Source organism: Bacteroides zoogleoformans, from assembly GCF_002998435.1.
Classification (GTDB): Bacteria; Bacteroidota; Bacteroidia; order Bacteroidales; family Bacteroidaceae; genus Bacteroides; species Bacteroides zoogleoformans.
The window spans coordinates 3,235,904-3,260,642 of the sequence record NZ_CP027231.1; the positions used below are offsets into that span (position 1 = coordinate 3,235,904).

The 24,739-nt window shown below is 47.2% G+C and carries 20 protein-coding genes; 14 read left to right on the forward strand and 6 right to left on the reverse strand.

Features of this window, described 5'->3' with window-relative positions:
• Positions 1 to 8 precede the first annotated feature (8 nt).
• The 3 genes from C4H11_RS13510 (at position 9) to C4H11_RS13520 (ending at position 4,598) form a co-directional block, all read left to right on the forward strand.
• Positions 9 to 1,256, forward strand: a complete 1,248-nt coding sequence (locus C4H11_RS13510; protein ID WP_106043464.1) for a clostripain-related cysteine peptidase — start codon at positions 9 to 11, stop codon at positions 1,254 to 1,256.
• A 496-nt stretch (positions 1,257 to 1,752) separates the two neighbouring features.
• Positions 1,753 to 4,221 carry an FAD-dependent oxidoreductase gene (locus C4H11_RS13515; protein ID WP_106042792.1) on the forward strand — a complete coding sequence of 823 codons (2,469 nt, stop codon included), beginning with the start codon at positions 1,753 to 1,755 and terminating at the stop codon, positions 4,219 to 4,221.
• Positions 4,222 to 4,232: 11 nt separating this feature from the next.
• Complete coding sequence (locus C4H11_RS13520) at positions 4,233 to 4,598, forward strand: MarR family winged helix-turn-helix transcriptional regulator (RefSeq protein ID WP_106042794.1); 366 nt, start codon at positions 4,233 to 4,235, stop codon at positions 4,596 to 4,598.
• A 49-nt stretch (positions 4,599 to 4,647) separates the two neighbouring features.
• On the opposite strand, the gene rlmH is transcribed toward C4H11_RS13520, so the two are convergent.
• Positions 4,648 to 5,121 (reverse strand): 23S rRNA (pseudouridine(1915)-N(3))-methyltransferase RlmH, encoded by a 474-nt coding sequence (rlmH, locus tag C4H11_RS13525; RefSeq protein WP_106042796.1) that lies wholly within the window; start codon positions 5,119 to 5,121, stop codon positions 4,648 to 4,650.
• A 185-nt stretch (positions 5,122 to 5,306) separates the two neighbouring features.
• Here rlmH and C4H11_RS13530 point away from each other — a divergent pair, with 185 nt between their 5' ends.
• The 7 genes from C4H11_RS13530 (at position 5,307) to C4H11_RS13560 (ending at position 10,722) form a co-directional block, all read left to right on the forward strand.
• Positions 5,307 to 5,699, forward strand: a complete 393-nt coding sequence (locus tag C4H11_RS13530; protein WP_106042798.1) for a DUF4783 domain-containing protein — start codon at positions 5,307 to 5,309, stop codon at positions 5,697 to 5,699.
• Positions 5,692 to 6,540 (forward strand): carboxylating nicotinate-nucleotide diphosphorylase, encoded by an 849-nt coding sequence (gene nadC, locus C4H11_RS13535; RefSeq protein ID WP_106042800.1) that lies wholly within the window; start codon positions 5,692 to 5,694, stop codon positions 6,538 to 6,540. Before C4H11_RS13530 ends, nadC begins: the two co-directional genes overlap by 8 nt.
• Before the next feature lie 240 nt (positions 6,541 to 6,780).
• Entirely contained in the window at positions 6,781 to 7,332 is a 552-nt protein-coding gene (locus C4H11_RS13540) for an RNA polymerase sigma factor (RefSeq protein WP_106042802.1), read from the forward strand.
• Positions 7,319 to 8,410, forward strand: coding sequence for a porin family protein (locus C4H11_RS13545; protein WP_106042804.1), 1,092 nt, complete (start codon positions 7,319 to 7,321; stop codon positions 8,408 to 8,410). Before C4H11_RS13540 ends, C4H11_RS13545 begins: the two co-directional genes overlap by 14 nt.
• Before the next feature lie 20 nt (positions 8,411 to 8,430).
• Positions 8,431 to 8,988: a DUF4943 family protein gene (locus C4H11_RS13550; RefSeq protein ID WP_106042806.1), complete on the forward strand. Its 558-nt coding sequence runs from the start codon at positions 8,431 to 8,433 to the stop codon at positions 8,986 to 8,988.
• Between the two features lie 56 nt (positions 8,989 to 9,044).
• Positions 9,045 to 9,710: a DUF4858 domain-containing protein gene (locus tag C4H11_RS13555; protein WP_106042808.1), complete on the forward strand. Its 666-nt coding sequence runs from the start codon at positions 9,045 to 9,047 to the stop codon at positions 9,708 to 9,710.
• A 64-nt stretch (positions 9,711 to 9,774) separates the two neighbouring features.
• Positions 9,775 to 10,722 (forward strand): NAD(P)H-dependent flavin oxidoreductase, encoded by a 948-nt coding sequence (locus C4H11_RS13560; protein ID WP_106042810.1) that lies wholly within the window; start codon positions 9,775 to 9,777, stop codon positions 10,720 to 10,722.
• Positions 10,723 to 10,816: 94 nt separating this feature from the next.
• Here C4H11_RS13560 and ald read toward each other — a convergent pair whose 3' ends face one another.
• Entirely contained in the window at positions 10,817 to 11,923 is a 1,107-nt protein-coding gene (gene ald, locus C4H11_RS13565) for an alanine dehydrogenase (protein WP_106042812.1), read from the reverse strand.
• Between the two features lie 202 nt (positions 11,924 to 12,125).
• Here ald and C4H11_RS13570 point away from each other — a divergent pair, with 202 nt between their 5' ends.
• The 3 genes from C4H11_RS13570 to C4H11_RS13580 all read left to right on the forward strand — a co-directional run bounded on the left by C4H11_RS13570 (position 12,126) and on the right by C4H11_RS13580 (position 17,312).
• Positions 12,126 to 13,796: a M23 family metallopeptidase gene (locus C4H11_RS13570; RefSeq protein ID WP_106042814.1), complete on the forward strand. Its 1,671-nt coding sequence runs from the start codon at positions 12,126 to 12,128 to the stop codon at positions 13,794 to 13,796.
• Between the two features lie 50 nt (positions 13,797 to 13,846).
• Entirely contained in the window at positions 13,847 to 15,484 is a 1,638-nt protein-coding gene (locus C4H11_RS13575; RefSeq protein WP_106042816.1) for a C69 family dipeptidase, read from the forward strand.
• A gap of 85 nt (positions 15,485 to 15,569) precedes the next feature.
• Positions 15,570 to 17,312: a phospho-sugar mutase gene (locus tag C4H11_RS13580; protein WP_106042818.1), complete on the forward strand. Its 1,743-nt coding sequence runs from the start codon at positions 15,570 to 15,572 to the stop codon at positions 17,310 to 17,312.
• A gap of 255 nt (positions 17,313 to 17,567) precedes the next feature.
• Here C4H11_RS13580 and C4H11_RS13585 read toward each other — a convergent pair whose 3' ends face one another.
• Positions 17,568 to 18,344 carry an EFR1 family ferrodoxin gene (locus tag C4H11_RS13585; protein ID WP_106042820.1) on the reverse strand — a complete coding sequence of 259 codons (777 nt, stop codon included), beginning with the start codon at positions 18,342 to 18,344 and terminating at the stop codon, positions 17,568 to 17,570.
• Positions 18,345 to 18,487: 143 nt separating this feature from the next.
• On the opposite strand from C4H11_RS13585, the gene C4H11_RS13590 reads away from it, so the two are divergent.
• Positions 18,488 to 20,155 carry a putative transporter gene (locus C4H11_RS13590; RefSeq protein WP_106042822.1) on the forward strand — a complete coding sequence of 556 codons (1,668 nt, stop codon included), beginning with the start codon at positions 18,488 to 18,490 and terminating at the stop codon, positions 20,153 to 20,155.
• Here C4H11_RS13590 and C4H11_RS13595 read toward each other — a convergent pair.
• From C4H11_RS13595 to C4H11_RS13605, 3 genes are read right to left on the reverse strand one after another with little or no spacing between them, the layout of a single operon-like run.
• Positions 20,118 to 21,341, reverse strand: coding sequence for an LA_2272 family surface repeat-containing protein (locus tag C4H11_RS13595; RefSeq protein WP_106042824.1), 1,224 nt, complete (start codon positions 21,339 to 21,341; stop codon positions 20,118 to 20,120). The two genes, C4H11_RS13590 and C4H11_RS13595, sit on opposite strands and share 38 nt — an antisense overlap.
• 8 nt (positions 21,342 to 21,349) lie before the next feature.
• A complete protein-coding gene (locus C4H11_RS13600; RefSeq protein WP_106042826.1) occupies positions 21,350 to 22,900 on the reverse strand; it encodes a sulfatase in 1,551 nt (516 codons plus the stop codon).
• A 10-nt stretch (positions 22,901 to 22,910) separates the two neighbouring features.
• Entirely contained in the window at positions 22,911 to 24,569 is a 1,659-nt protein-coding gene (locus C4H11_RS13605) for a long-chain fatty acid--CoA ligase (protein ID WP_106042828.1), read from the reverse strand.
• Positions 24,570 to 24,739 lie beyond the last annotated feature (170 nt).

Below are 24,739 nucleotides of genomic sequence, written 5' to 3' on the forward strand. Positions count from 1 at the left end.
GAATGATTATGAAATTTGATTTTCATCTTTTAATGGGAATATTCTTTTCCATCTTGTTGACCGGATGTGAAAAGAAGGAGTGTCCTGCTCCTCCGGCCGAGGGAAGCCGTACGGTGCTGGTCTATATCGTGGCAGATAAGAATGGTTTGGATGAAAATTACAATAACCAAGATTTTGCGACTAAGGATGTGGAGGAAATGATGGCAGGAATGAAATCTGTCGATTCCTCGCTTCATAACTTGTTGGTTTATTTGGATAATAACGATAAGCCCGTCTTGTTTCGCATACACAAAGACGGCAGTGGGAAAGTGACAAAGGAGATACTTAAAGAATATGATGAACAGGTGTCTACGGAAACACAGGTTATGAAAGAAGTGTTGAGCCGTGCTTTCCAAGAATATCCGGCTGATAGCTACGGGCTGGTGTACTGGTCGCATTGCGACGGATGGATTCCATATCCTTTGGAAATTCCCAGAACCCGTTGGATAGGGCAGGATAGGGGGAATGGTGATGACAGAATGAATATCTCCGGTTTGGTGGAAGTGCTGCAATTGGCTCCACACCTGGAGTTTATCATGTTCGACGCTTGTTTTATGATGTCTGTTGAGGTGGCTTACGAGGTACGCAAATATACTGATTATTATATGGGGTCGCCAACAGAAAATCCGGGGCCGGGTGCTCCTTATGACAGGATTGTGCCATTGATGTTTAAATCGAATGCTGCTGTCGGCATGGCTGAGGAGTATTTTAAGGCCTATAATGAGATTTATACAGGTGGTATCGGTATATCAAACGATAATTGGACGGGGGGGACTTCCATTACTGTTTTAAAAACGGCAGAGTTGGAGAAACTGGCGGCGGCTACAAAGCAGGTTTTGCAGAGCGGTATGGGTGTTTCGGAGCTTCGTTCCAAAGTGTTTGATTACGATAAACGTACTTCCATAAGTAGTTATGTCGGTTATTTCGATATGGTGGAAATGATGGAATATCTGACAGATGATGCCGGCTATCAGGCGTGGAAGCAGGCTTTTGCATCTGCCCTCGGTTATTGGAATACAACCGAAAAGAACTTCTCTATGTTCGTTGGACGAAAGTTCGATTCTATTGAAGGAATGTTCCCAATGCAACCCCGCGCTAATGGAGTGACGCACTACATTCCTTCCGAGTCTACCGCTTATGAAGTGAGGGCTGCCAATATAGCCTATCGCTCCACTGCGTGGTACGAAGCAGCCGGACTCTCCCTTCTTGGTTGGTAGCATGGCCTGCCGATTCTTTTCCGAGTGAGGGTAGTCTAATCTTTGTTCTTTTATAAAGAAATTCCCTGCTGATAATGAATGATTTACGCTTGTACAAGTGAGAGCCTACACTTGTACAAGCGTAACCTTATACTTGTACAAGCGTTGGCCTTCACTTGTACAAGTGCAAGCTCTCGCTTGTATCATCCTGCATTCTCCTGATATTTGGGCTGACGGTTGTGTATCCGATTTCTGCCTGAAATTGCTCCGACTACTGCTATTTCTTTTTCGGTTGCTTTTATTGGTCTCTCCCGGTTTTCGGTTGCTGAAGATGTACCGAAAGTGGGTTGCCGGATAAAAAGAGCAATGCTTCTTCTTATGAATAACGCCTCTTCTTCGTGTAGTCTTTTTTATTAATAACAAGCCTGTTAACATTATTTTCTATTGGAAATTATTTAATAAGAGGAATTATTCTTTCCTTTGCACAGTCAAACTTTAAAAGTGAAAAGAGAAGAGTATGAAATATGTAATTGTTGGCGGTGTAGCGGGTGGAGCCACAGCTGCCGCCCGATTGAGAAGAGTGGACGAAACGGCTGATATCCTCTTATTGGAGAAAGGACCTCACATCTCGTATGCCAATTGCGGTTTACCTTATTATATAGGTGGTGTTATTGCTGAACGTGATAAGTTATTGGTACAGACACCCGAAGCATTCGGGAAACGTTTTCGCATCGACGTGCGCGTAAAGAATGAAGTGCTTGCAATCAATGCAAAGGCCAAAACCCTTACGATACGCAATGCCGACGGAAAAGAATATGAAGAAGCGTATGACAAACTGCTTTTGTCTCCGGGAGCGAATCCGGTGAAGCCTCCTTTGGAGGGCATTGATTCTGAAGGCATCTTCACACTGCGCAATGTGGAGGATACAGACCAGATCAAGGCGTATGTCACAGGTAAGCAAGTGAAGCGTGCGGTTGTTGTAGGTGCCGGTTTTATCGGTTTGGAGATGGCGGAGAATCTGCATCATGCAGGTATAGCGGTCTCTGTGGTGGAGATGGGCAATCAGGTGATGGCTCCCATCGATTTTTCTATGGCGGCGTATATCCACCAACATTTGATACAGAAAGGCGTTTCTCTGTATCTCGAAGAGGGAGTTACGCATTTTCAACGTACGGAGCAGGGCATTATCGTATATCTGAAAAGTGGGAAAACGATTGCGGCCGATATGGTACTTCTTTCCATCGGAGTGCGCCCTGCCACGGCATTGGCACAACAAGCCGGATTGAAATTGGGCGAAACCGGAGGTATCTGGGTAGATGAACATCTGGAGACTTCGGAGAAAGATATTTATGCGGTGGGCGATGCCATCGAATATCCGCATCCTCTGACAGGAAAGCCATGGCTCAATTATCTTGCCAATCCGGCCAATCGTCAGGGGCGTATCGTGGCGGATAATATGGCGTTGGGCAATACTGTTTCATACGAAGGAGCAATCGGCACCTCTATTGCCAAAGTGTTCGATATGACCGTCGCTTCTACCGGACTTGCCGCCAAACGTTTGAAACAATGGGGAATGGAGTATCAAAGCTCGGTGACGCATTCTTCCTCTCATGCCGGTTATTATCCGAATGCGTTGCCTATAACGTTGAAACTGACTTTTCATCCCCGTACCGGAAAACTTTATGGTGCGCAATGTGTGGGCTATGAAGGGGTGGACAAGCGCATTGACCAAATTGCCGGTCTCATCAAACGGGACGGTACGGTATACGACCTCATGGAGACGGAACATGCCTATGCTCCTCCTTTCTCTTCGGCCAAAGACCCCATTGCCATTGCCGGATATGTGGCGTCCAACATTGTAGGCGGCGCCATGCCGGCCATCTCTTGGCGCGAACTGCTTGAAAAGAAAGAACAGGTAGTGCTGGTCGATACACGTACTGCCGAAGAATTCTCTTTCGGCACTATTCCGGGCGCCCTCAATATTCCTTTGGATGAAATGCGCGAGCGTCTTGCCGAGATTCCGGCAGACAAGCCCGTTGTGCTTTTCTGCGCTGTGGGATTGCGCGGCTACTTGGCACAACGCATTCTGATGGGGCGTGGCTATCGGAACGTGCGTAACCTGATAGGCGGTTATAAGACCTTTTCCACGGCGGTAGCTCCGCTTCCTGCACCTACGGCTTTGTCATCGGCTACTGTTTCTTCGTCGTTCGATGTGGTTTCGGCAGAGGCTTCTTCCGTTTCGGATACAGAGAAGAAAGTTCTGAAAGTCAATGCCTGTGGTCTGCAATGTCCCGGTCCCATCATACAAGTAAAGAAAGCGATAGACAGCATTGAAATTGGCGAGCGTGTGGAGATTGTGGCGACCGATGCCGGCTTTGCCCGCGATGCTTCGGCCTGGTGTGAGACTACGGGCAACAAGTTAATCGAGAACCGTGAGGAGAAAGGACGTTATACGGTGGTTATCGAGAAAGGCGATTCCGCTTGTGCATGTTCTTCCGGCGGATATGCAGGTGGGGGCAGAGGAAAGACGCTGATTCTGTTTAGCGATGATTTGGATAAGGCGCTGGCTACTTTTGTTTTGGCAAACGGAGCGGCGACAACGGGGCAAAAAGTTTCTATCTTCTTCACGTTTTGGGGGTTGAATGTCTTGAAGAAAATGCGGAAACCTCACGTGCAAAAAGATTTCTTTGGCAAGATGTTCGGCATGATGCTTCCGTCCAGCTCCTTGAAACTGAAGCTGTCTCAAATGAACATGTTTGGTATGGGAAGCCGTATGATGCGATTCCTGATGAAACGCAAGGGAGTGGATTCTTTGGAGGCTTTGCGTAGTCAGGCGCTGATGCAAGGGGTAGAGTTCATTGCTTGTCAGATGTCTATGGATATGATGGGGATTCAGCGTGAAGAATTGCTGGAAGAAGTCACCGTAGGTGGGGTAGCCACTTATATGGAGCGTGCGGATAAGGCCAATGTGAATCTGTTTATTTAAGAAGAGCTACAATGAACGATGAAATATTATGTAAAATTCGCGATGTTTATAGAGCCATTGGCGAGTTTGAGGTGGAATTTATGCAGAAATACGATTTATCTTTAAATGAAGGTATGTTGCTGTGTACTTTGTTGGAGGTTCCTAAGCTTACTTCGGGAGAGATAGCGGAGGCATTGGGTTTATCGGCTTCCAATACTTCGAAAGTGCTTCGTGTCCTTGAGAAGAAAAAACTGATAACTCGTCTTGTAGGTAAGGAAGACAAGCGGCAGATGCGTTTCTTTTTGACAATAGAAGGACAAAATAGGATTGCTGAGATTAAGAATGCCACCTTTTGCATGCCTGACTTGTTGCAACAAGTGATTAGTCTTGTAAAATAAGTCAACCGAAGTCTAAATCTATGTACGGATGTATGAGGCAAGCACGGTATTATTCGTGATGATACGGTCCTCCGTTCAGTATGGTCATTGCCCGATAAAGTTGTTCTACAAAGATGAGGCGAACCATTTGATGTGAAAAAGTCATGCGTGACAAAGACATCTTTTCATGCGCTGTTTCATATACTTTTGGAGAGAAGCCATAAGGCCCCCCGATGACAAAGACCAGCCGTTTGTTTACGGTATTCATCTTGTGCTCCATATAGTCTGCAAACTCTATGGAGCGCATCTCTTTTCCTCCTTCGTCCAGCAATACGATTACATCACCTGGCTGGAGAGCCTTCAGGATCAATTCTCCTTCTTTCTCTTTTTGTATTTCAAAAGATAGTTTTTTGGTGTTTTTCAGTTCGGGAAGCACTTCTATTTCGAATGAAAGATAACGCTTGATGCGCAGTATATAGTCGTTGATGGCTGTTATAAAATATTGTTCTACGGTTCGCCCTACGACGAGCAGAGTCGTTTTCATATCGGTTCTGTTTTTTAATTAGTGCACAAATTTAGTGCTTTTTTATTGTATTTTGAGACAAATTCCTACCTTTGCCTATCATAAGGTTTGTTTTATTTTTCCTTTTGAAGTTTTTGCCGGCAATAAAGAAGGCTCAAAAAAGAGAATACAGGAGAAATATAAACGGCCTCTAAATACTTGTGAAAATGAAAAAATGGGTAATCTTTTTGTTGACCGGTCTCTTCATTTGGATGTCTTCGCTTATGGCACAAGATGTTCCGGAGAAAGTGATTGGAGCTTTCAAGGAAGGGAGTGCTCAGGAACTTAACAAGTATCTGGGCGATAAAGTCGATTTGAACATTCTGAATAAACAGAATTGTGTGGACAAGCAGGGAGCGAAGGAAACAATGGCCGCTTTCTTTTCCGATCATAAAGTTTGTGGCTTCACAGTGAATCATTACGGGAAGCGCGAAGACTCGGGATTTATCATTGGTACATTGGCGACAGCCGATGGAAACTTTCGGGTACATTGTTTCTTTAGAAAAGAGCAGAATAGCTATGTAATACATCAAATAAGGATAGATAACGCAAATGAATAAGGAAGAAGATTTGATTGACAGGCTGATAGACTTGTCTTTTGCTGAGGATATAGGTGATGGAGACCATACAACTCTTTCATGTATTCCTGCCACTGCAATGGGAAAATCGAAACTTTTGATTAAGGAAGCCGGTATCCTTGCCGGTATCGGGATAGCCCAAGAAGTGTTCCGTCGTTTTGACCCTACCATGAAGGTGGAGATATTCATCAATGATGGTGCCGAGGTGAAGCCGGGGGATGTGGCCATGATTGTGGAAGGAAAAATACAGTCGTTGTTGCAGACGGAGCGCTTGATGCTGAACATCATGCAGCGCATGAGTGGTATCGCTACCATGACCCATAAATATGCCGAGAAGCTGAAAGGAACTCATACCCGTGTGCTTGATACTCGTAAGACTACCCCGGGAATGCGTATCCTTGAAAAGATGGCAGTAAAGATCGGTGGTGGTGTAAATCATCGCATCGGCTTGTTTGATATGATTCTGTTGAAGGACAACCATGTGGATTTTGTCGGAGGCATCGACAAAGCTATTACTCGTGCCAAGGAATATTGCAAGGAGAAAGGCAAGAATCTGAAGATTGAGATAGAAGTACGTAACTTCGATGAACTGCAACAAGTACTTGATTTGGGAGGCGTAGACCGTATCATGTTCGATAATTTCACACCCGAAATGACGAAGAAGGCTGTAGAGATAGTGGCAGGCCGTTATGAAACGGAATCTTCCGGCGGCATCACATTTGATACGTTGCGTGACTATGCCGAGTGTGGTGTGGATTTTATCTCTGTGGGAGCGCTGACACACTCTGTTAAGGGGTTGGATATGAGTTTTAAAGCTTGTTGATGAAAGTGATAAAAGCTTTATTGTAGAAAGAAGGCTCTCATAAGGATTGCAATATGATGGCAAACTTATGAGGGCTTTTCGTCTCAATGATTTGTAAACCGCTTTTAACTTCTTTTCGGGATGATGCCAGCAAAAAAAGCTTCCTGTAACTTCTTTTCACATATAATTTTGCAGCATTCTCGGAAATGCTGCGTCTAATTAACAAACGACGCAAAGGAACGTCTGTAAAAAGCACTGACATTGGAAAACGAAATAGAACTGATAGAGGGCTGCCGGGCTGGAAAAGATTCTGCCCGAAAGGAACTCTACACACTCTATTCCAAACAGATGCTGGCGGTGTGTTATCGCTATACGGGCGATGTTGATGCGGCCCATGACGTATTGCACGATGGTTTCGTCAAGATTTTCACTCACTTTACTTTTCGTGGAGAATGTGCCTTGAGTACATGGGTGACAAAAGTGATGGTGACACAATCCATTGACTACCTACGGAGGATGCAACGTTTCAGCCGGTTGGTAATGAGTGAAGAAAATCTTCTTGATGTGCCGGACGATGCGGGCTTTACCGAAGTCGGCAATCATCTTTCGGAAGAGGAGCTGATGTCGTTCGTGGCGGAACTCCCTGATGGATGTCGTACAGTGTTCAATTTGTATGTTTTTGAGGAGAAATCGCATAAAGAAATAGCGAAACTACTCCACATCAAAGAGCATTCGTCCACTTCGCAGTTGTATCGTGCCAAATGTTTGTTAATAAAACGAATTAAAGAATATGCAGACAATGAGAGAAAATGATGAATTGACCGGTTTGTTTCGTAATCGTCTTTCCGGCGCAGAAATGCCTGTGCGGGAGGGGTTTTGGGACGAGTTGGAGGGCGAGCTGTCTTCGGCTTCTTCTAAGGGACGACTCTTTCTTTCTCCAAAATTCTATCGCATTGCGGCTGCCGCATCGATAGTTTTTGTGTTGGGAGTAGCCTCTGCCGCTTTTTGGTATTTCTCTCCTAAGGAAGAGATAAAGCAAGCCTTTACGCAAGTTGCTGCCATGACACCGGAGGCTAATTTGGCCGGAGATGTGGTACAGGAGAGTTTCCCTTCTATTCATCGGGTGGGGCCGGTAGCACAGACACCGGATGTGAAGCAAACTTCAGGTAGTGGCATGCCGATGCGATTGGCGGTGCAATCGGATGATGAATCTGTTTCCGTTCATGTATCCATTAGAATCACCCAACGGATTTATGGAAATGTCGGGCAATCGGATGAAGCTTTCTATGGTGACGGGAATCCTCTGCAGGTTGGTACGTATCATGCGAATACTACTCATGTGGATGTAGGTTCGGATATGAATCACAACGAGACTGTTGCAGAAAAGACGGAATCGGTTCCGGCTGAAACAAGGAAAAAGCATGACCGGGCGGTGAAAGTAGCTGCAGGCACTTCCCTGCCCAAAGGGAACTTTCACATGCCAATAACTACAGGTATCAGCTTGGAAACTGCTCTAAGTAAATATCTCTCTTTGGAAGTTGGGCTTCAATATAATCGTTTGGATGGAGAGCGTATATTGCATACTTTGGGAATGCCGGTTAAGCTGAACATGAGGTTGGCAAATACTCCTAAAATCGACTTATATGCTATGGTAGGTGGAGCTGCCGAGAAATGCATTGCCGGTGCGCCGGATAATGGGTTTGACGCCGAGCCGGTGCAGTTGTCGGTTGCTGCCGGAATAGGGATACGTTATAAAATGAGTGAGCGCTTTGCCTTGTTTGCCGAACCGTCCGTTTCCCATCATTTTGACACTGATTCACCAATCAGGACTTTGCGTACGGAACGACCCACAAACCTGAATCTGTTGTGTGGCGTGCGTATGACTTATTAATCTTAAATACAAAGTCAAGTATGAAAGAACTATACTGCAAATTATTGATATTCGGGCGTGATGTATTGCTCATGCTCTTTACTCTTTCTGTATTCTCTCTTTACTCTTGCAGTGAAGAAACGTTGGATTATAACCATCCGAATGTAGATTTGTTTGTCAAGCAATTGAAAACAGGCAAATATTCCACGCAAAGTCCGGATGGGTTGAGCAGTATGCCGAAGTTTACTTCCCAAGATATAGAAGGTTTGTTGAAATATGTTGAAGACCTGACTGTGATTCCTTCTTTCCCGTTGGCTCCGGTGTCCTATTCGGCAGGCGGCAAGCTTCGTTTGGGGGAGTGTATTTTGTGGACGGTAGAAACCATTCGTCTTGGACATAATGCTTCGATGGGCTGCAAGATGGTGCATACGGATGCCGAGAATTATGAAGGCATTTATTTCTTGTCTGACGATGAAGTGCTGGATGCGGCCGTCCGTTATCGTCGTTGGTGGGAAACGCGTAAATATCCGCGTACCATGTGGACCGTTGATCCATGTTATGATGAGCCGCTTTGCGGAAGCGGATACATGTGGTGGTGATTTTCAAGACTCAATAGGTATTGATTATATAGTCAGGTATTAGTAAATCAGGTTAGGTGAAAAGATTTTTATTCTGTGGGGGGCTGCTCATTGTAGTGGCCTTCCCATTCTATGCCCAAAACTGGACACCTCAAGATTCGTTGCGCTTACAGCAACTTTTGCAGGAAAAGAAGGAGATTAAGCTGAACTTGGAGGTATTGAAGGAACTGGATATCACTGTCCCGTCGGGGAATCCGAAACTCGAGAATCATAAATCGTGGATGGATTTCGATACTTCCATACCTGTAATACCGCAGGCGTCAGAGCAAACTGTAAAACTGACACTTCGTCCTTATACGGCCAATACCCGATATAATTGGGATCCTATCTATCAGAAGAAAATCAAGATAGGTAAAAACACGTGGCGGGGTGATGAATTCTATGCTCTCAAAATTCTCCGCACTCCCACTAATTGGGCAAAGTCTCCTTTGGATGCCGGCCCTCGTGAAACCGTGGAACAGATTGAAGCGAGCGGTTTGCGCTATCGAGTGACGGAGCGAGTCAACAATATGGCTGTTGGTGGATGGCAAGGTGTGTCAAGCAAGCCGTCCGGCATAGATCTGATGACTCCTTTCACCCAAGAGTTTTGGAATTTGAAAGGGCGTAAAAGGCGTGCACGTACGTTGGAGGTGTTGAAGAGCTTATCTCTTCCAGTCTTTCTTCCTCGTAAGAAAGAAGAATAGGTTGTTTACTGAACTTTCAGCTTATCTCTCTTGTTTTTTTCTATAGAAACTTTTCAAAATAGATATGAACAGAGTGACCTCTCTTTTCGGAATACAATATCCGATAATCCAAGGCGGTATGGTGTGGTGCAGTGGCTGGAGATTGGCTGCTGCCGTAAGTAATTCGGGCGGTTTAGGGTTGCTGGGTGCAGGTTCTATGCATCCTGAGACTTTGAAGGAACATATCAGGAAATGTCGTGCGGCAACTTCCTGTTCATTCGGGGTGAACATCCCTTTGATGTATCCTCAAATGGAAGAAATTATGCAGATTGTAGCAGATGAAGGAGTGAAGTTCGTATTTACTTCGGCAGGAAGTCCTAAAAAATGGACGGATTGGCTCCATCAACGTGGCATTATGGTGGCGCATGTGGTCTCTTCTTCCCGTTTTGCCATGAAAGCAGAAGAGGCGGGAGTTGATGCGATTGTAGCCGAAGGCTTTGAGGCCGGTGGCCATAATGGGAAGGAAGAAACCACCACCATGTGCCTTATCCCTGCTGTGCGTGCAGTTACCACATTGCCATTGATTGCAGCCGGAGGCATTGCTACGGGTGAGGCAATGCTTGCCGCTCGTGTTTTGGGAGCAGAAGGAGTGCAGATAGGGACTCGTTTTGCTTTGACGGCAGAAAGTTCGGCTAATGAGGCGTTCAAGAATTACTGTTTGAGCTTGGAAGAAGGCGATACTCGTTTGCTTTTAAAGAAATTGGCTCCGGTACGCTTGGTGCGTAACAATTTTCGTAGTGCCGTAGAAGCCGCCGAAGCGGCAGGTGCCACAGAAGAAGAGTTGCGTATGCTGTTAGGGCGTGGTCGTGCTAAACGGGGCATCTTTGACGGTGACCTTGAAGAGGGTGAATTGGAGATTGGGCAGGCTTCTGCGTTGCTTCAAGGCAAAAGGGTGCAATCTGTTGCGATGGTGATGCAAGAGCTGGTAGAAGAAAGCAAGCGGGCATGGGAAAAAATGCAGGCAGTACTTTAAAAGAAGGCTAAATTTATAGGGAACTACACGAATTCAACCATGAAAGATGTGCTGAACTGTGTAGTTCCATTTGATTTCTGCCTGAATCAGTCCTTTATATTGACTGTGGCTCATATCTCAGCCCGAATACATCTGCCACTGCTTTATAGGTGATTTTTCCTTCCATTATATTCAGCCCTAATGCCAATGCTGGGTCATCCTTGCAGGCTTGTCGCCATCCTTTGCATGCCAATTCCACAGTATAGGGCAAAGTAGCATTGGTCAGTGCCATGGTAGATGTAAAAGGTACGGCTCCGGGAATATTGGCCACCGCATAGTGTACAATGCCGTCCACAACATATGTCGGATTGCTGTGCGTAGTGGGATGGGACGTCTCGAAGCAACCACCCTGATCTATGGCCACATCCACTAGAACAGTACCCGGCTTCATCATTTTCAACATTTCTTTGGTAATGAGATGCGGGGTTTTGTCGCCGGGGATGAGAACCGAACCGATGACAAGGTCGATATTGGGTAGTTCCATCTTGATGTTATGTGTAGAAGAATAGAGCGTTTTTACGTTCTTGGGCATAACTTCGCCGAGATAACGCAGACGCGAGAGGTTGATGTCGGCAATTAAGACTTCAGCGCCCATGCCGGCTGCCATTTGTGCCGCATTGGTTCCTACAATGCCGCCGCCAAGAATCAGCACGCGTGCAGGACGTACTCCCGTCACGCCCCCCATTAATTTCCCTTTTCCGCCTTGTGGCTTTTCGAGGAAGCGAGCTCCTACCTGGGTTGCCATGCGCCCTGCCACTTCACTCATGGGAGTGAGCAACGGTAATGAATGATCTTCTTTCTCCACGGTTTCGTAAGCGATGCAGACGGCACCGCTTTCAATCATGGCTTCGGTCAATAATTTATCGGCAGCAAAGTGGAAGTAAGTGAACACTACTTGTCCTTTTTTAATCAGTTTGTACTCCGGTGCAATAGGTTCTTTTACTTTGACAATCATATCAGCTATGGCATACGTTTCCTCCATAGAAGGCAACGTCCTTGCACCTACAGCGATGTAATCATCGTCAGAGAAGCCGCTGTTTGCGCCTGCAGAGGCTTGCACATACACTGTATGACCACGTTTCACCAACTCAGCTACTCCGGCAGGGGTCATTCCCACGCGGTTTTCATTGTTTTTGATTTCTTTAGGTACTCCGATAATCATAACCTTAGGATTTGAGGGTTAAACATGGTGCAAGATAGTGATTTCCCGCTTTCGGTGTCATTGTTGTACTTATGTTTTTTAGCAGAAACTTCACAAGTTACTGCCATTCGATATGACTATTTAATCTATTATTTTCTGTAGGCTCTGTAGGCAGAGAGAATATTCTTTTTATCTTTGTGGCATTAAGTGATAATATTAAGATATGAGATACTTTATATTTTTCTCTTTCCTTTTTTTTATGTTTGGTTTGCAGAGCGGATATGCTCAGGAAACACTTGTTGCCGGCAAGGTTGCTTTTATTCCACCGTTTGATTTTCCCATTACTCTGTCCGGTAATTTCGGTGAGATACGTGCCAATCACTTTCACGGCGGACTGGATTTCAAGACCGAGGGTGCTGTAGGCAAGCCGGTGCGGGCTTTGGCGGACGGATATATTTCGAGAATTCGTGTCAATCATGGTTCGGGTTATGTGCTCGATGTGGCCTATGATAATGGATATTCTGCCATAAATCGCCATCTTAGCGCTTTTGTGGGTGAGGTGGCCCGTTGGGTGGAAGAACTGCAATATGAGAAAGAAAGTTGGGAAGTAGAGATTACTCCCGAACCGGCCGAATATCCGGTGAAGGCAGGTCAGATTATTGCCTTGAGCGGTAATACCGGATATTCTTTCGGCCCTCATCTCCATTTGGATATGTTCGAAACCAATACAAAAGAATACGTAGATCCGCTTCCTTTCTTCATGGATAAGGTGAAAGATTGCACACCGCCTCGTGCCGAAGGCGTCATGCTGTTTCCCCGGCCGGGAAAGGGAGTGGTGGAAGGCAAACAGGCCTTTCAGGCCTTTCCGGCACGCCCGTTGAAGCCAATCACAGCTTGGGGAGTGATAGGAGCAGGCATCAGTGCTTACGATTACATGGATGGAGTGCATAATAAGTATGGCGTAAAGAATGTTATTTTGGAGGTGGATGGCAAGGAGATTTTCCGTAGCGTGGTAGACCGTTTTGTATACGAAGAGAATCTGTACATCAATTCGTGGACGCATGGGCGATACATGAAGTCGTTCATCGATCCGGGCAACCGATTGCGTATGTTGCATGCTTCCAATGGTGATAATGGGTTGGTAAATATCAATGAAGAACGTCCCTATCTGTTTGTCTATACATTGAGCGATGCGTTAGGCAATACCTCTAAGGTTCGTTTCGTCGTACAGGGCAAGAAGATGGAGATTGTACCGGTGAAGCACCGTGAGAAATATACGTTCAGGTGGAATAAGGTGAACTATTTGCAGGAGCCCGGTCTTGAACTTGTCGTGCCCAAAGGCATGCTTTATGATGATGTGTATTTGAATTATGCCGTACGGACCGATAGCGGTGGTGTGGCTTTTACTTATCAACTGCACGATACTCCTGTTCCCATGCACGGGACTTGCGAACTGCATATCGGGTTGCGCCGCCGTCCGGTGGAAGATATGACCAAGTATTACGTGGCAGGTGTTACCGCCCGTGGTGGCAAATATAGCATTGGCGGAAAATATGAAGACGGATTCATGAAAGTGCGTATCCGCGATTTGGGGACGTACACCGTAGCGGTAGATACCGTTCCGCCCGAAATCATTCCCCTCAATAAGACCCAATGGGGACGGATGGGGCGTATCACTTTTAAGGCCAAAGACAAGGAAACGGGCATCAGGGCCTATCGAGCTACGATTGACGGGAAATATGCTTTGTTCGGCAAACAGAACTCCATCAATGGTCACCTGATTTGTGAACTCGACCCCAAGCATGTGAAGAAAGGCGGCGAGCATATGGTTGAGATGACGGTGACCGACGGTTGCGGCAACCAAACTACCGAACGGTTTTATTTTGTGTGGTGATGAACTGAATAGAGAATCAATATTATATCGTAACAATAATAATTGTAAGTATGAAAAGACTGACTTTCTTCGTTTTGCTTTTGCTGGCAGCTGTGGCGAATGCGCCGGCTTGTACCAATCTCATTGTAGGTAAGAATGCGTCTGCAGACGGCTCTACCATTGTTTCCTATTCTGCCGACTCGTATGGCTTGTTCGGCGAGTTGTATCATTATCCTGCCGGAGTACATAGGAAAGGTACTCTGATTGATATTCATGAGTGGGACACCGGTAAGTATCTTGGGCGGATAGAACAGGCGCGCCAGACGTACAACGTCATCGGCAACATGAATGAGTTTCAGCTTACCATCGGCGAAACAACTTTCGGTGGACGTCCCGAACTGGTCGACACTACCGGCATTATCGATTACGGCAGTTTGATTTATCTGGGATTGCAACGTTCGCGTACTGCTCGCGAAGCCATCAAGGTGATGACCGGACTGGTTCAGGAGTATGGCTATTATAGCGGCGGCGAGTCTTTTACCATTGCCGATCCCAATGAAATATGGATTATGGAAATGATTGGCAAAGGCTCTGGTGTGCGTGGCGCAGTGTGGATAGCTGTCCGTGTGCCCGACGACTGTATCTCTGCTCATGCCAACCAAAGCCGCATCCATCAGTTTAATATGAACGACAAAGAGAATTGCATGTACTCTCCCGATGTCATTTCCTTTGCTCGCGAGAAAGGCTATTTCGATGGTGTAAACAAGGATTTCAGTTTTGCCAATGCTTATGCTCCGCTCGATTTCAGCGCCCGTCGCTATTGCGAAGCCCGTGTTTGGAGTTACTTCAATATGTTTACCAACCGCGGCAATGAATTTCTGCCTTATATATTAGGTGAGAACAATACTCCGATGCCCTTATTCCTGAAGCCGAATCGTAAGATCTCTGTTCAGGATGTCAAAAATGCCATGCGCGACCATTACGAAGGAACTCCTCTCGACATCAGCAAGGATTTCGGTGCCGGTCCGTATCACATGCCCTACCGTCTGTCTCCTCTCTCTTTCAAGGTAGGCGACCGGGAATATTTCAACGAACGTCCCATTTCCACTCAGCAGAGCGGGTTTGTGTTTGTGGCTCAAATGCGCTCCGAGTTGCCCGATGCCATCGGTGGCGTACTGTGGTTTGCTACAGACGATGCCAATATGACCGTGTTTACTCCTGTGTATTGTTGCACGGATAAAGTTCCTACGTGCTATACCCGCGTGGACGGTGCCGATTACATCACTTTCTCATGGAATTCGGCTTTCTGGATTTTCAACTGGGTGGCCAATATGGTTTATCCCCGATATGATTTGATGATTGATGACGTGCGTGCTGCTCAAACGGAATTGGAAACTGCCTTCAACAATGCGCAAGAGGGGGTTGAGGCTGCTGCTGCCCGACTGTTGGAGAAAGATTCTGCAAAGGCGAAAGCTTTCCTTACAAACTATACGAATATGACTGCCGAAAGCACGTTCGTCACTTGGAAGCGATTGGGCGAATTTCTTCTTGTAAAGTATAATGACGGTGTGGTGAAACGTATGAAAGACGGAAAGTTTGAGCGCAACTCCATTGGACAGCCGGCAGGTGTCATTCGTCCGGGATACCCTAAAGCATTCCTTGAGGAGTATGTAAAGCAAACGGGTGACCGATATAAAAAGCCCGAATAAATTAGGATTTCAAAACTTAATCTTTTACATTTGTATCTCAACAAAGCAGACACTTTATAATCAAAATATTTTAAAATACTCTCTTATGGAAAATCAAGAATTGATTAAACAGGTCACGGAGAAAGCCGAGAAATGGCTTACTCCGGCTTATGACGCCGAGACGCAGGCGGAAGTGAAACGCATGTTGCAGAGTCCCGATAAGACCGAACTGATAGATAGCTTCTATAAAGATTTGGAATTTGGCACGGGAGGTCTGCGCGGCATTATGGGGGCAGGAAGCAACCGTATGAATATCTATACCGTAGGTGCCGCTACCCAGGGATTATCCAATTATCTGAATAAGTGTTTTGCCGGCAAGGGGCAAATCTCTGTAGTGGTAGGGCACGATTGCCGCAATAACAGTGATAAGTTTGCCAAAATCACTGCCGATATCTTTTCGGCGAATGGCATCAAGGTGTATCTTTTTGAAGATTTGCGTCCTACTCCTGAAGTGTCATTTGCCATTCGTCATTTCGGTTGCCAAAGCGGTATCAATATCACAGCAAGCCATAATCCGAGAGAGTACAACGGCTATAAGGCTTATTGGGATGATGGTGCGCAAGTACTTGCGCCGCACGATACGGCTATTATCGACGAAGTGAATAAGGTAACGGTGGATGACATCAAATTCAATGGAAATAAAGATCTGATTCAGATTATCGGTAAGGAGGTGGATGAAGTTTACCTGAAACAAGTGCATACCATTTCCATCGATCCGGAGGTCATCAAGCGGCAGAAGAATCTCAGCATTGTATATACTCCGCTTCACGGCGCCGGCAGAGTGCTGATTCCCGATTCACTGAAGGTGTGGGGCTTTGAAAATGTGAATTGCGTGCCCGAGCAGATGGTGAAGGATGGCAATTTCCCGACGGTTGTTTCGCCCAATCCGGAGAATGCGGAAGCTTTGACTTTAGCTATTGCGCTGGCGAAAAAGATAGATGCCGACATCGTAATGGCAAGCGACCCGGATGCCGACCGTGTAGGCATGGCTTGCAAGGATAGCAAGGGCGAATGGGTACTTATCAACGGCAACCAGACTTGCCTGATTTTCTTATACTATATCATCAAGAATCGCATTGCAATGGGCAAGATGAAACCCAATGATTTCATTGTAAAAACCATTGTTACTACCGAACTCATCAAGGCTGTGGCCGACAAGAACAAGATTGAAATGCGCGACTGCTATACCGGCTTCAAGTGGATAGCCCGTGAGATTCGCCTGAGCGAAGGCAAGCAGCAATACATTGGTGGCGGTGAAGAAAGCTACGGCTTCCTTGCCGAAGACTTTGTTCGTGATAAAGACGCTGTTTCGGCATGTTCACTGCTGGCCGAGATTTGTGCTTGGGCAAAAGATCAGGGCAAGACGTTGTATGATGTGCTGATGGATATTTATGTGGAATACGGTTTCTCCAAAGAGACTACCGTCAACGTAGTGAAGCCGGGAAAGAGCGGTGCGGAAGAAATAAAAGCCATGATGGACAATTTCCGTGCTGATTCGCCGAAAGAAATCGGTGGCTCGGCTGTGTGCTTGGTGAAGGATTACAAAACCCTGAAGGCTACGGATGCCCGGGGAAATGTAACAGTTTTGGATATGCCGGAGCCTTCGAATGTGCTTCAATTCTTCACGGAAGACGGAACGAAGATTTCTGTTCGCCCGTCGGGTACAGAACCCAAAATAAAGTTCTATATCGAAGTGAAGGGTGAAATGGGATGTCCTAAATGTTATGCCGGTGCCAATGCCGACGCCGAGAAGAAAGTGGAAGCTGTGCGTCAATCGCTCGGCATCTGAAAGAAAATCAAAACAGATTCTGATTGCTGTCCGCTAGCTCCGGCGGACAGTAATCATTGTTTATACTCTTTTGAAGCATGTTTGCAATGCTTCAACTCCCCCCCTCCAATATTCTACCTGCATCTCATCTTACTCATCCGTAGCAGCGTGTTATCTATATAACACGGCAAAGTCTGTACTGCGATACCGGCTATAGGTTCATCTTTTCCAAGCCTTATGCAATAAGGAACAAACAAATGGTTCTTTTTCTTTTTCTCAGACTGTCGTTTTGGGGTTGAGATACTGTCCGTGGCCGGCACTGGCACCATAATTGATGGCATTCTTCGGGCAACGGTGCAGGCAACCGAGACAGATGGCACATTTCTCTTTTGTCCACACCGGATGTCGGTCGGTGGGGCTTTGCGCATTGGCATTCGGAACCATCGTGATAGCTTGAACCGGGCACTTCTTTTCACATAGGGCGCAACCGATACACTTATTCTCGTCCACGCGGAAGCGTTTGGTCTGCTGTTCATACGAGAGCAGGACACTCATTATCCGTCGCATAATGTATGGCAGGCGAATGCAAGTGTGATTACCTGTCACACGATTTCTCACTTGCCCGATTACCCGGTCAATCCTGGTTTCAGCCATCTCAATGATTCGAGCGATATATTTCTTATGATTGGCACTGAAGATAGGAGTGAAGTTTTCCGGCATATGGATGCTGAACGATGCATTCAGCGTGATACCACGGCCGGCAAACAGACGGCGTGCATCTTCACCGCTTGCGCCGGGCAGTAAACCGAAAGTGGACACATAAAATATGTAGTTGTTTTTTGCCGTCGTGAATTGCGTTTTCATCAGAAACTCACGTGCCGGCAACGACACCCCCAACCAATTGGTGGGTGCCACTAAACCAATGACCTCATTATCCCGAAACTTGATGGTAGCAGGGGACCTTTCAATAGAACAGACCTCTTCGCCGAGAGCCTTGCCAATGCGCTCGGCAACATACTTGCTATTGCCTGTGGCAGAAAAATAATAAATCATATGTATCGTTTAATCATAATACGTTCGGCAATAATTGCGACTGCAAAGATGGTTCTTTTTCTTCATTTCATGAATAGGTTGGGCCTGTTTATATCGGATTTTACATTATCTTTGTGCCCTGAATCTGTAATTTTGGGTGTATAGTGGATTGGCTATATGATTTATTTGTCGAACATTCCGCTTTGCAGGCGGTTGTTATCCTCTCATTGGTCTCTGCCATCGGTCTGGGACTCGGAAAATTGCGTATTTGCGGTGTCTCTCTGGGAGTAACTTTTGTTTTCTTTGCCGGCATCATGGCCGGACACCTCGGTTTGTCCATTGATTCACAGATGCTGAATTATGCGGAAAGTTTCGGATTGGTAATATTCGTGTATGCTTTGGGCCTGCAGGTAGGCCCCGGCTTTTTCAGCTCTTTCCGGAAGGGCGGAGTGCAACTGAATATGTTGGCTGCGGGAGTGATACTCATCGGTACCTTGATGGCCGTACTGGGCAGCTATGCCTTGAAAATATCCTTGCCGGACATGGTAGGAATTCTCTGCGGTGCCGTAACCAATACTCCCGCGCTGGGAGCGGCACAACAAACCTTGAAACAGATGGGGCTGGAATCCAATACGCCGGCTTTGGGATGTGCGGTGGCATACCCGTTGGGAGTGGTCGGGGTGATTTTGGCGATACTGGCCATCCGTAAGGCGTTGGTGCGTAAAGAAGATTTGGAGCTGAAGGAAAAGGAAGACGCGAACAAGCCTTACATCGTAGCCTTTCAGGTGCATAATCCGGCTGTTTTCAATAAGAGCATCAGAGAGATAGGAGGGCTGAACAGCTATCCGAAGTTTGTAATCTCCCGTTTGTGGAGGGACGGAAATGTCAGCATTCCCACTTCCGAGAAGGTGATAAAGGAGGGTGACCGGCTTTTGGTGATAACCTCGGAAAAAGATACACCGTCACTGACCGTACTCTTCGGTGAGCAGGAACATACCGATTGGAACAAAGAAGATATAGACTGGAACGCCATAGACAGCCAGTTGATTTCACAACGCATCGTAGTGACTCGTCCCGAACTGAACGGGAAGAAACTTGGCTCGCTCCATTTGCGCAATCATTATGGCATCAATATCAGCAGAGTATATCGCAGCGGTGTGCAGTTGCTGGCCACGGCGGAACTGACATTACAGTTGGGCGACCGTCTTACGGTGGTGGGAGAAGCGGCTGCCATACATAATGTGGAGAAGGTATTGGGCAATGCTGTCAAGAGCCTGAAAGAGCCTAATCTGGTTGCCGTGTTTATAGGTATTATCATAGGTCTGGCATTGGGTGCGATTCCCATTTCCATACCGGGCATCAGTGCACCGGTTCGTTTAGGGTTGGCAGGTGGCCCCATTATCGTGGGTATCCTTATCGGCACGTTCGGCCCCAGAATGCATATGGTGACCTACACCACCCGCAGTGCCAATCTGATGCTTCGTGCGCTGGGTCTGTCTCTTTATCTGGCCTGTCTGGGGCTGGATGCCGGTGCCCATTTCTTCGATACCGTGTTCCGTCCGGAAGGTTTGCTCTGGGTTTTGGCAGGATTTATACTCACGGTTGTTCCCGTGCTTATCATGGGCATTGTTTCCTTTAAGTGGATGAAAGTAGATTACGGCACTACGGCAGGCATGCTGTGCGGAAGCATGGCCAATCCGATGGCTTTGAACTATGCCAATGATACGATTCCCGGCGACAATCCTTCCGTGGCTTATGCCACCGTTTATCCGCTGTGCATGTTCCTGCGGGTCATCATTGCACAAGTGTTGCTGATGTTCCTGCTTGGTTGAGCTTGAAGAGTACTACTCCGGCTTCAATAATCACCCCCTTGTCGTAACACTTGTTTCGGGTGTAGTGGCGACTGCTGCCGTAGCCTCCCGTAAGAAATACGCCGAGACCGTCGTGCAGGCGGTACTCCAGATTGACACGGGCTTGCAGGGCATAGAGGCGTGCAGGTGTCTCTTCACTTTTGTTCTTGAACGTTTCGATGTGTTGGTAGCCGAGGTCTCCGCTGACGAATAACTGCTTGTGGAGCGGAAGCTCAAGTCCGGCCCGATAGAAAAGAGCTGCTGAGAACTTGTTGCCGAAGTCAAGATAGTGAGTGCCACCCCCCAGAACGGTATAAAACAGCTTGTTCTTGAATCGGGCTCCTGCATTCAGTTTGGCGGCGTTTCCCGCAAAAAGCATCAACTGCACTTGGGTCTGCGGATTGGCATTGACCAGTCCTAATTGGAATCCGTCCAAGCTCTTCTTGTAATAGTTGAACAGGCCGATTTGGACACCTTTGGCCTCTATGGCCATGTTGGCGGCGCCTACTTGCACTCCTTTGGCCGTGCCGCCAACCACATTGCCGATGCCGGAAAACTGAATGCCGGTCATGTTCCCGGCAATGATGTTGGCCAGGGCGGAAAACTGCGCTCCATGCAGATGTTCGCCGACAATGCTCAACAAACCCGCACCCGCAAAGCCTTTCAGACTTCCCCCTGAGACATTGGCCAGTCCGGCAAGTTGCATACCGGCGGCATCATCACCGTTTATATTCAACAGACCGCCTGCGCTGATGCCGCGGCTGCGGTTTCCATTGATCATTGCCAATCCGGAGAGAGTGAATCCCTTTGCATTGTTTCCGGTGATACCTACCAGTCCCGAGACGGATACTCCGCTGAGGCTGTTGTTGATATTGGTGATACCTGCCACCTGAATGCCTTTCATCTTCTTCTCCACCATGGCGCCGAGTATATTCACCCCCAAACCGTTCAAGCGATTCATGGAAGAGAATACGCCAAGATTGAGCCAAGTGCTTCCCACTGTGTCGGTGCGTTGGGTGGATACATCTTTCCATAGGGAGATGTTGATGCCTCTCGAAACCTGATAATATCCCGTTCGCGGAGCATTCTGTTTGCCGGAATGGCTTTGAGCAAGAATTGTTGCAATGGCCGGCAATGCCAGCAAGATGAGTGAAAGAATCCGTTTCATTTTTATCCTTATAATTCGTCCGGCCAAGGAGCAGGTTGTCCGGTGGCACGAAGTAGGGGGCGCTGCGCATCTACCGACCGGAGGTATTTACTTAGTTTTCTTGACAACTTCTTGACGAGTGCAGGCTTCTCTCCGGCCCTGTCATGCTTCTCACTGATGTCAGCAGGAATATTGAAGAGTTCGCATTTTCCGCTACCGAAGTAATACACCAGTTTCCAGTCGCCCGAGCGGATGGAACAGGTGGCCCCGATGCCCGGCCCCGATGGTCCCCAGCTATTCGGATAGTGCCAATAGATATCACGTTTCTTCATTTTACCTTTTCCGGTGAGCAGAGGCATGAAACTGATGCCGTCGCGTTGTTGCACCGTTTTATACTTATCTACGCCCGCCATTTCAAGGATGGTAGGGAAAAAGTCTTCTATCATCAGATAATGGTCGGATTTTGTTTTGGGTGCTATTACTCCCGGCCAGCGCACAATCATGGGTTCGCGTACACCGCCCTCATAAGCGGAACCTTTTCCGCTGTTAAGCGGATAGTTCTGAATGTGCAGTTGGCCGGCACGGGTATGGGCGGCCAGACCGCCGTTGTCGGACATGAAGATGAGTACTGTATCATCTGTCAAGTTGTTTTTGTCCAGATAGTCCATAATATCCCCCAAACTTTTGTCCATACCTTCTATGAGAGTGGCATACGCTGCTTCTACCGGAGGAAGCCCCTTATCTATATACTTCCGGTAGAAACGCATATCAGGTTGTATGGGAGTGTGGATGGCATAGTGTGCCATGTATAGAAAGAAAGGCTTATCCATCTGCTGTGCATTGTCCAATGCTTTCAAAGCCTCTATGGTGAGTGCCTCACTTAGGAAAATGTCTGTTCCGTGATATTGCTCCAGGCCGGGAACGGCGGCGGGAGGACTTATGCCGTCAACCTTATTGCCGAAATTCGCTTTGCCATAGTAGCTGGCGGGCGAACCGGCGGCATGTCCGGCAATATTTACCTCAAAACCCATTTTAAGAGGGTCGGCCCCGGGGGTGTCTTCGGCGCCGAAATGGGCTTTCCCGCAGTGAATGGTGTGATAACCGTTGTTTTTGAGCAGTTCGGCCAAAGAAGTGACCTGCGTGGTACGTTCCACTTCCGGTTCCTGACAAATGCCGTTTACGTTCCATGCCGGATATGCCATGATTGAGTCCGGCTGCTCATGGGTGGTGTTTTTGTGTAACGTCCAACTGGTGACGCGGTGTCGTGCCGCGTTCATTCCGGTAAATAGACTGACCCTTGTGGGGGAGCTGATGCTGCAAGCATAGGCTTGTGTGAACATTTTGCCTTGTTCGGCCATTCGTTCCATGTTGGGCGTATGGTATGTGTCGTTGTATCGGGTACGCCGGTTCCAAAAAGGCAAGGAGGTGTCCTGCCATCCCATATCATCGACAAGAAACAAGATGATATTGGGTTGTCTTTTCGGAGTAGATGCAACGTTGCCGGTGGCTTTCTCATGAACTTCTGCCTTCATCCCGCATATCGGCAGTATGGCGGCAGATAACAGTAATTCTTTTTTCATTTATATTTCTTTATCCTTTGGCTTCTTGATACAAGAAACGTTTGATTGATTTCTTAGGTGTTTTCTCAAACTCTTCGGGATAAATCTTCATCTTGGAGATTTGGCTGTATGCCGGTAATTCCGCATTCAAGGTCGTGCGGTTTTCTTCCATGATGCGTTCCAAATCATCATTGTTGAGGCCGTGGGCAAAGGCGTCGTCAAAATCGGGATAAACCAGGCCTACAAGCTTCTCGTTCTGTTGCACGATGATGCTTTCGGCCACATACGGCAGGTTGTTCAGTTTGTCTTCTATCTCTTCGGGATAGATGTTTTGGCCGCTCGGTCCGAGAAGCATATTCTTGCTGCGCCCCTTGATGGTTACGTTGCCCATGGCGTCCATCAGGGCAAGGTCGCCGGTATGCAGCCAGTCGTCTTTGTCGAGCACCTCTTCGGTGGCCTCCGGATTTTTATAGTAGCCCAGCATGACGTTGGGGCCACGGCAAACAATTTCTCCCGGAATGTTTTCCGGGTCGGGCGAGAGGATTTTCACTTCCATGCGCGGTGCGGCCTTGCCGCAAGAACCGGGTTTGAAGCGAGCCCAGTCTTCGTAGCAGATGATGGGAGCACATTCCGTCATGCCATAACCCACTGTGTAGGGGAAATCTATCATCCTCAACAAATGTTCTACCTCCTGATTGAAGGCGGCACCGCCTATGATGACTTCGACAAAGTTCCCGCCGAAGGCCTGCATCATTTGTTCGCGCACTGTTGCTTTTATCTTGTCGTTGATGATGGGGACTTTCAGCAACAGCTTCATGGCAGGTGTTTCCAATTTGGGTAGCACATTCTTCTTGATGATTTTCTCGATAATCAGCGGAACGGCCACAATCAGATTTGGCTTTACTTCTGCAAATGCCTGGAAAATGATTTTCGGACTGGGCATGCGGGTCAGGAAGAAGATGTGGCATCCTGCGGCAAACTCGTAGAGGAACTCGAATGCCAATCCGTACATGTGGGCCATGGGCAGCATGGATACCAGTTTGTCTCCGGCCTTCAGCGACAGCACTTCGAAAGCAAAGGCGGTGTTCGACCAAAGGCTGCGGTAGGGCAGCATCACTCCCTTTGAGTAACTGGTGGTGCCGGATGTGTAGTTTATCACCGCCAATTCTTCGGGTTGGTCTTTATGGTAGTCGATGTGTTCTTTACGGAAATTCTTGGGATACTTCTTCCCGAACATTTCATTCAGATGTTCGCGGGCATAATTCAATTTCTCGCTGCGCGAGACGAGGATAGAGAAATCTGTCATCATCATGATGCCCTCCAGCAGGGGCATGGCGCTTTCGTTCAGATTCTCCCATACCTGATCGCCGACAAACAGGAGCTTGGCTTCGGAGTGGTTCACGATGTTGTGCACATTGTCAGCCTTGAACTCATGGAGGATGGGGACGATGACGGCTCCGTAAGTCAGTGTGGCGAGGAACGTTACGCCCCAATGTGAACTGTTACGACCGCAGACCGCAATTTTATCACCTTTCTTTATGCCGCTTGCCTCAAAGATGATATGCAGCTTTTCTATTTTGCGGGCCACGTCTTTATACTGCAATGTGGCTCCTTTATAGTCGGTCAGAGCATCCAGATCCCAATTTTCTTTTATACTATTCTCTATATAGGCAATAAAACTTTGTTCCATGATATAATCTGCACATTTGATTGAAAATTGCGCAAATATAAGGGTTTATATACAGAATGCAAACTTTTGAAGGAAAAAACGTTTTGTATAAGAGAGTACAGGCGAAGGTAACATTTACCTTTTAGAAAGCTATCCCCCCTTGTTCCGGCTTGTTATGATGTCCCCGGCTG

Coding starts and splice junctions, on each gene's coding strand:
- C4H11_RS13510 (WP_106043464.1), top strand. CDS start 9: ATGAAATTTGATTTTCATCTTTTAATGGGAATATTCTTTTCCATCTTG.
- C4H11_RS13515 (WP_106042792.1), top strand. CDS start 1,753: ATGAAATATGTAATTGTTGGCGGTGTAGCGGGTGGAGCCACAGCTGCC.
- C4H11_RS13520 (WP_106042794.1), top strand. CDS start 4,233: ATGAACGATGAAATATTATGTAAAATTCGCGATGTTTATAGAGCCATT.
- rlmH (WP_106042796.1), bottom strand. CDS start 5,121: ATGAAAACGACTCTGCTCGTCGTAGGGCGAACCGTAGAACAATATTTT.
- C4H11_RS13530 (WP_106042798.1), top strand. CDS start 5,307: ATGAAAAAATGGGTAATCTTTTTGTTGACCGGTCTCTTCATTTGGATG.
- nadC (WP_106042800.1), top strand. CDS start 5,692: ATGAATAAGGAAGAAGATTTGATTGACAGGCTGATAGACTTGTCTTTT.
- C4H11_RS13545 (WP_106042804.1), top strand. CDS start 7,319: ATGAGAGAAAATGATGAATTGACCGGTTTGTTTCGTAATCGTCTTTCC.
- C4H11_RS13550 (WP_106042806.1), top strand. CDS start 8,431: ATGAAAGAACTATACTGCAAATTATTGATATTCGGGCGTGATGTATTG.
- C4H11_RS13560 (WP_106042810.1), top strand. CDS start 9,775: ATGAACAGAGTGACCTCTCTTTTCGGAATACAATATCCGATAATCCAA.
- ald (WP_106042812.1), bottom strand. CDS start 11,923: ATGATTATCGGAGTACCTAAAGAAATCAAAAACAATGAAAACCGCGTG.
- C4H11_RS13570 (WP_106042814.1), top strand. CDS start 12,126: ATGAGATACTTTATATTTTTCTCTTTCCTTTTTTTTATGTTTGGTTTG.
- C4H11_RS13575 (WP_106042816.1), top strand. CDS start 13,847: ATGAAAAGACTGACTTTCTTCGTTTTGCTTTTGCTGGCAGCTGTGGCG.
- C4H11_RS13580 (WP_106042818.1), top strand. CDS start 15,570: ATGGAAAATCAAGAATTGATTAAACAGGTCACGGAGAAAGCCGAGAAA.
- C4H11_RS13585 (WP_106042820.1), bottom strand. CDS start 18,344: ATGATTTATTATTTTTCTGCCACAGGCAATAGCAAGTATGTTGCCGAG.
- C4H11_RS13595 (WP_106042824.1), bottom strand. CDS start 21,341: ATGAAACGGATTCTTTCACTCATCTTGCTGGCATTGCCGGCCATTGCA.
- C4H11_RS13600 (WP_106042826.1), bottom strand. CDS start 22,900: ATGAAAAAAGAATTACTGTTATCTGCCGCCATACTGCCGATATGCGGG.
- C4H11_RS13605 (WP_106042828.1), bottom strand. CDS start 24,569: ATGGAACAAAGTTTTATTGCCTATATAGAGAATAGTATAAAAGAAAAT.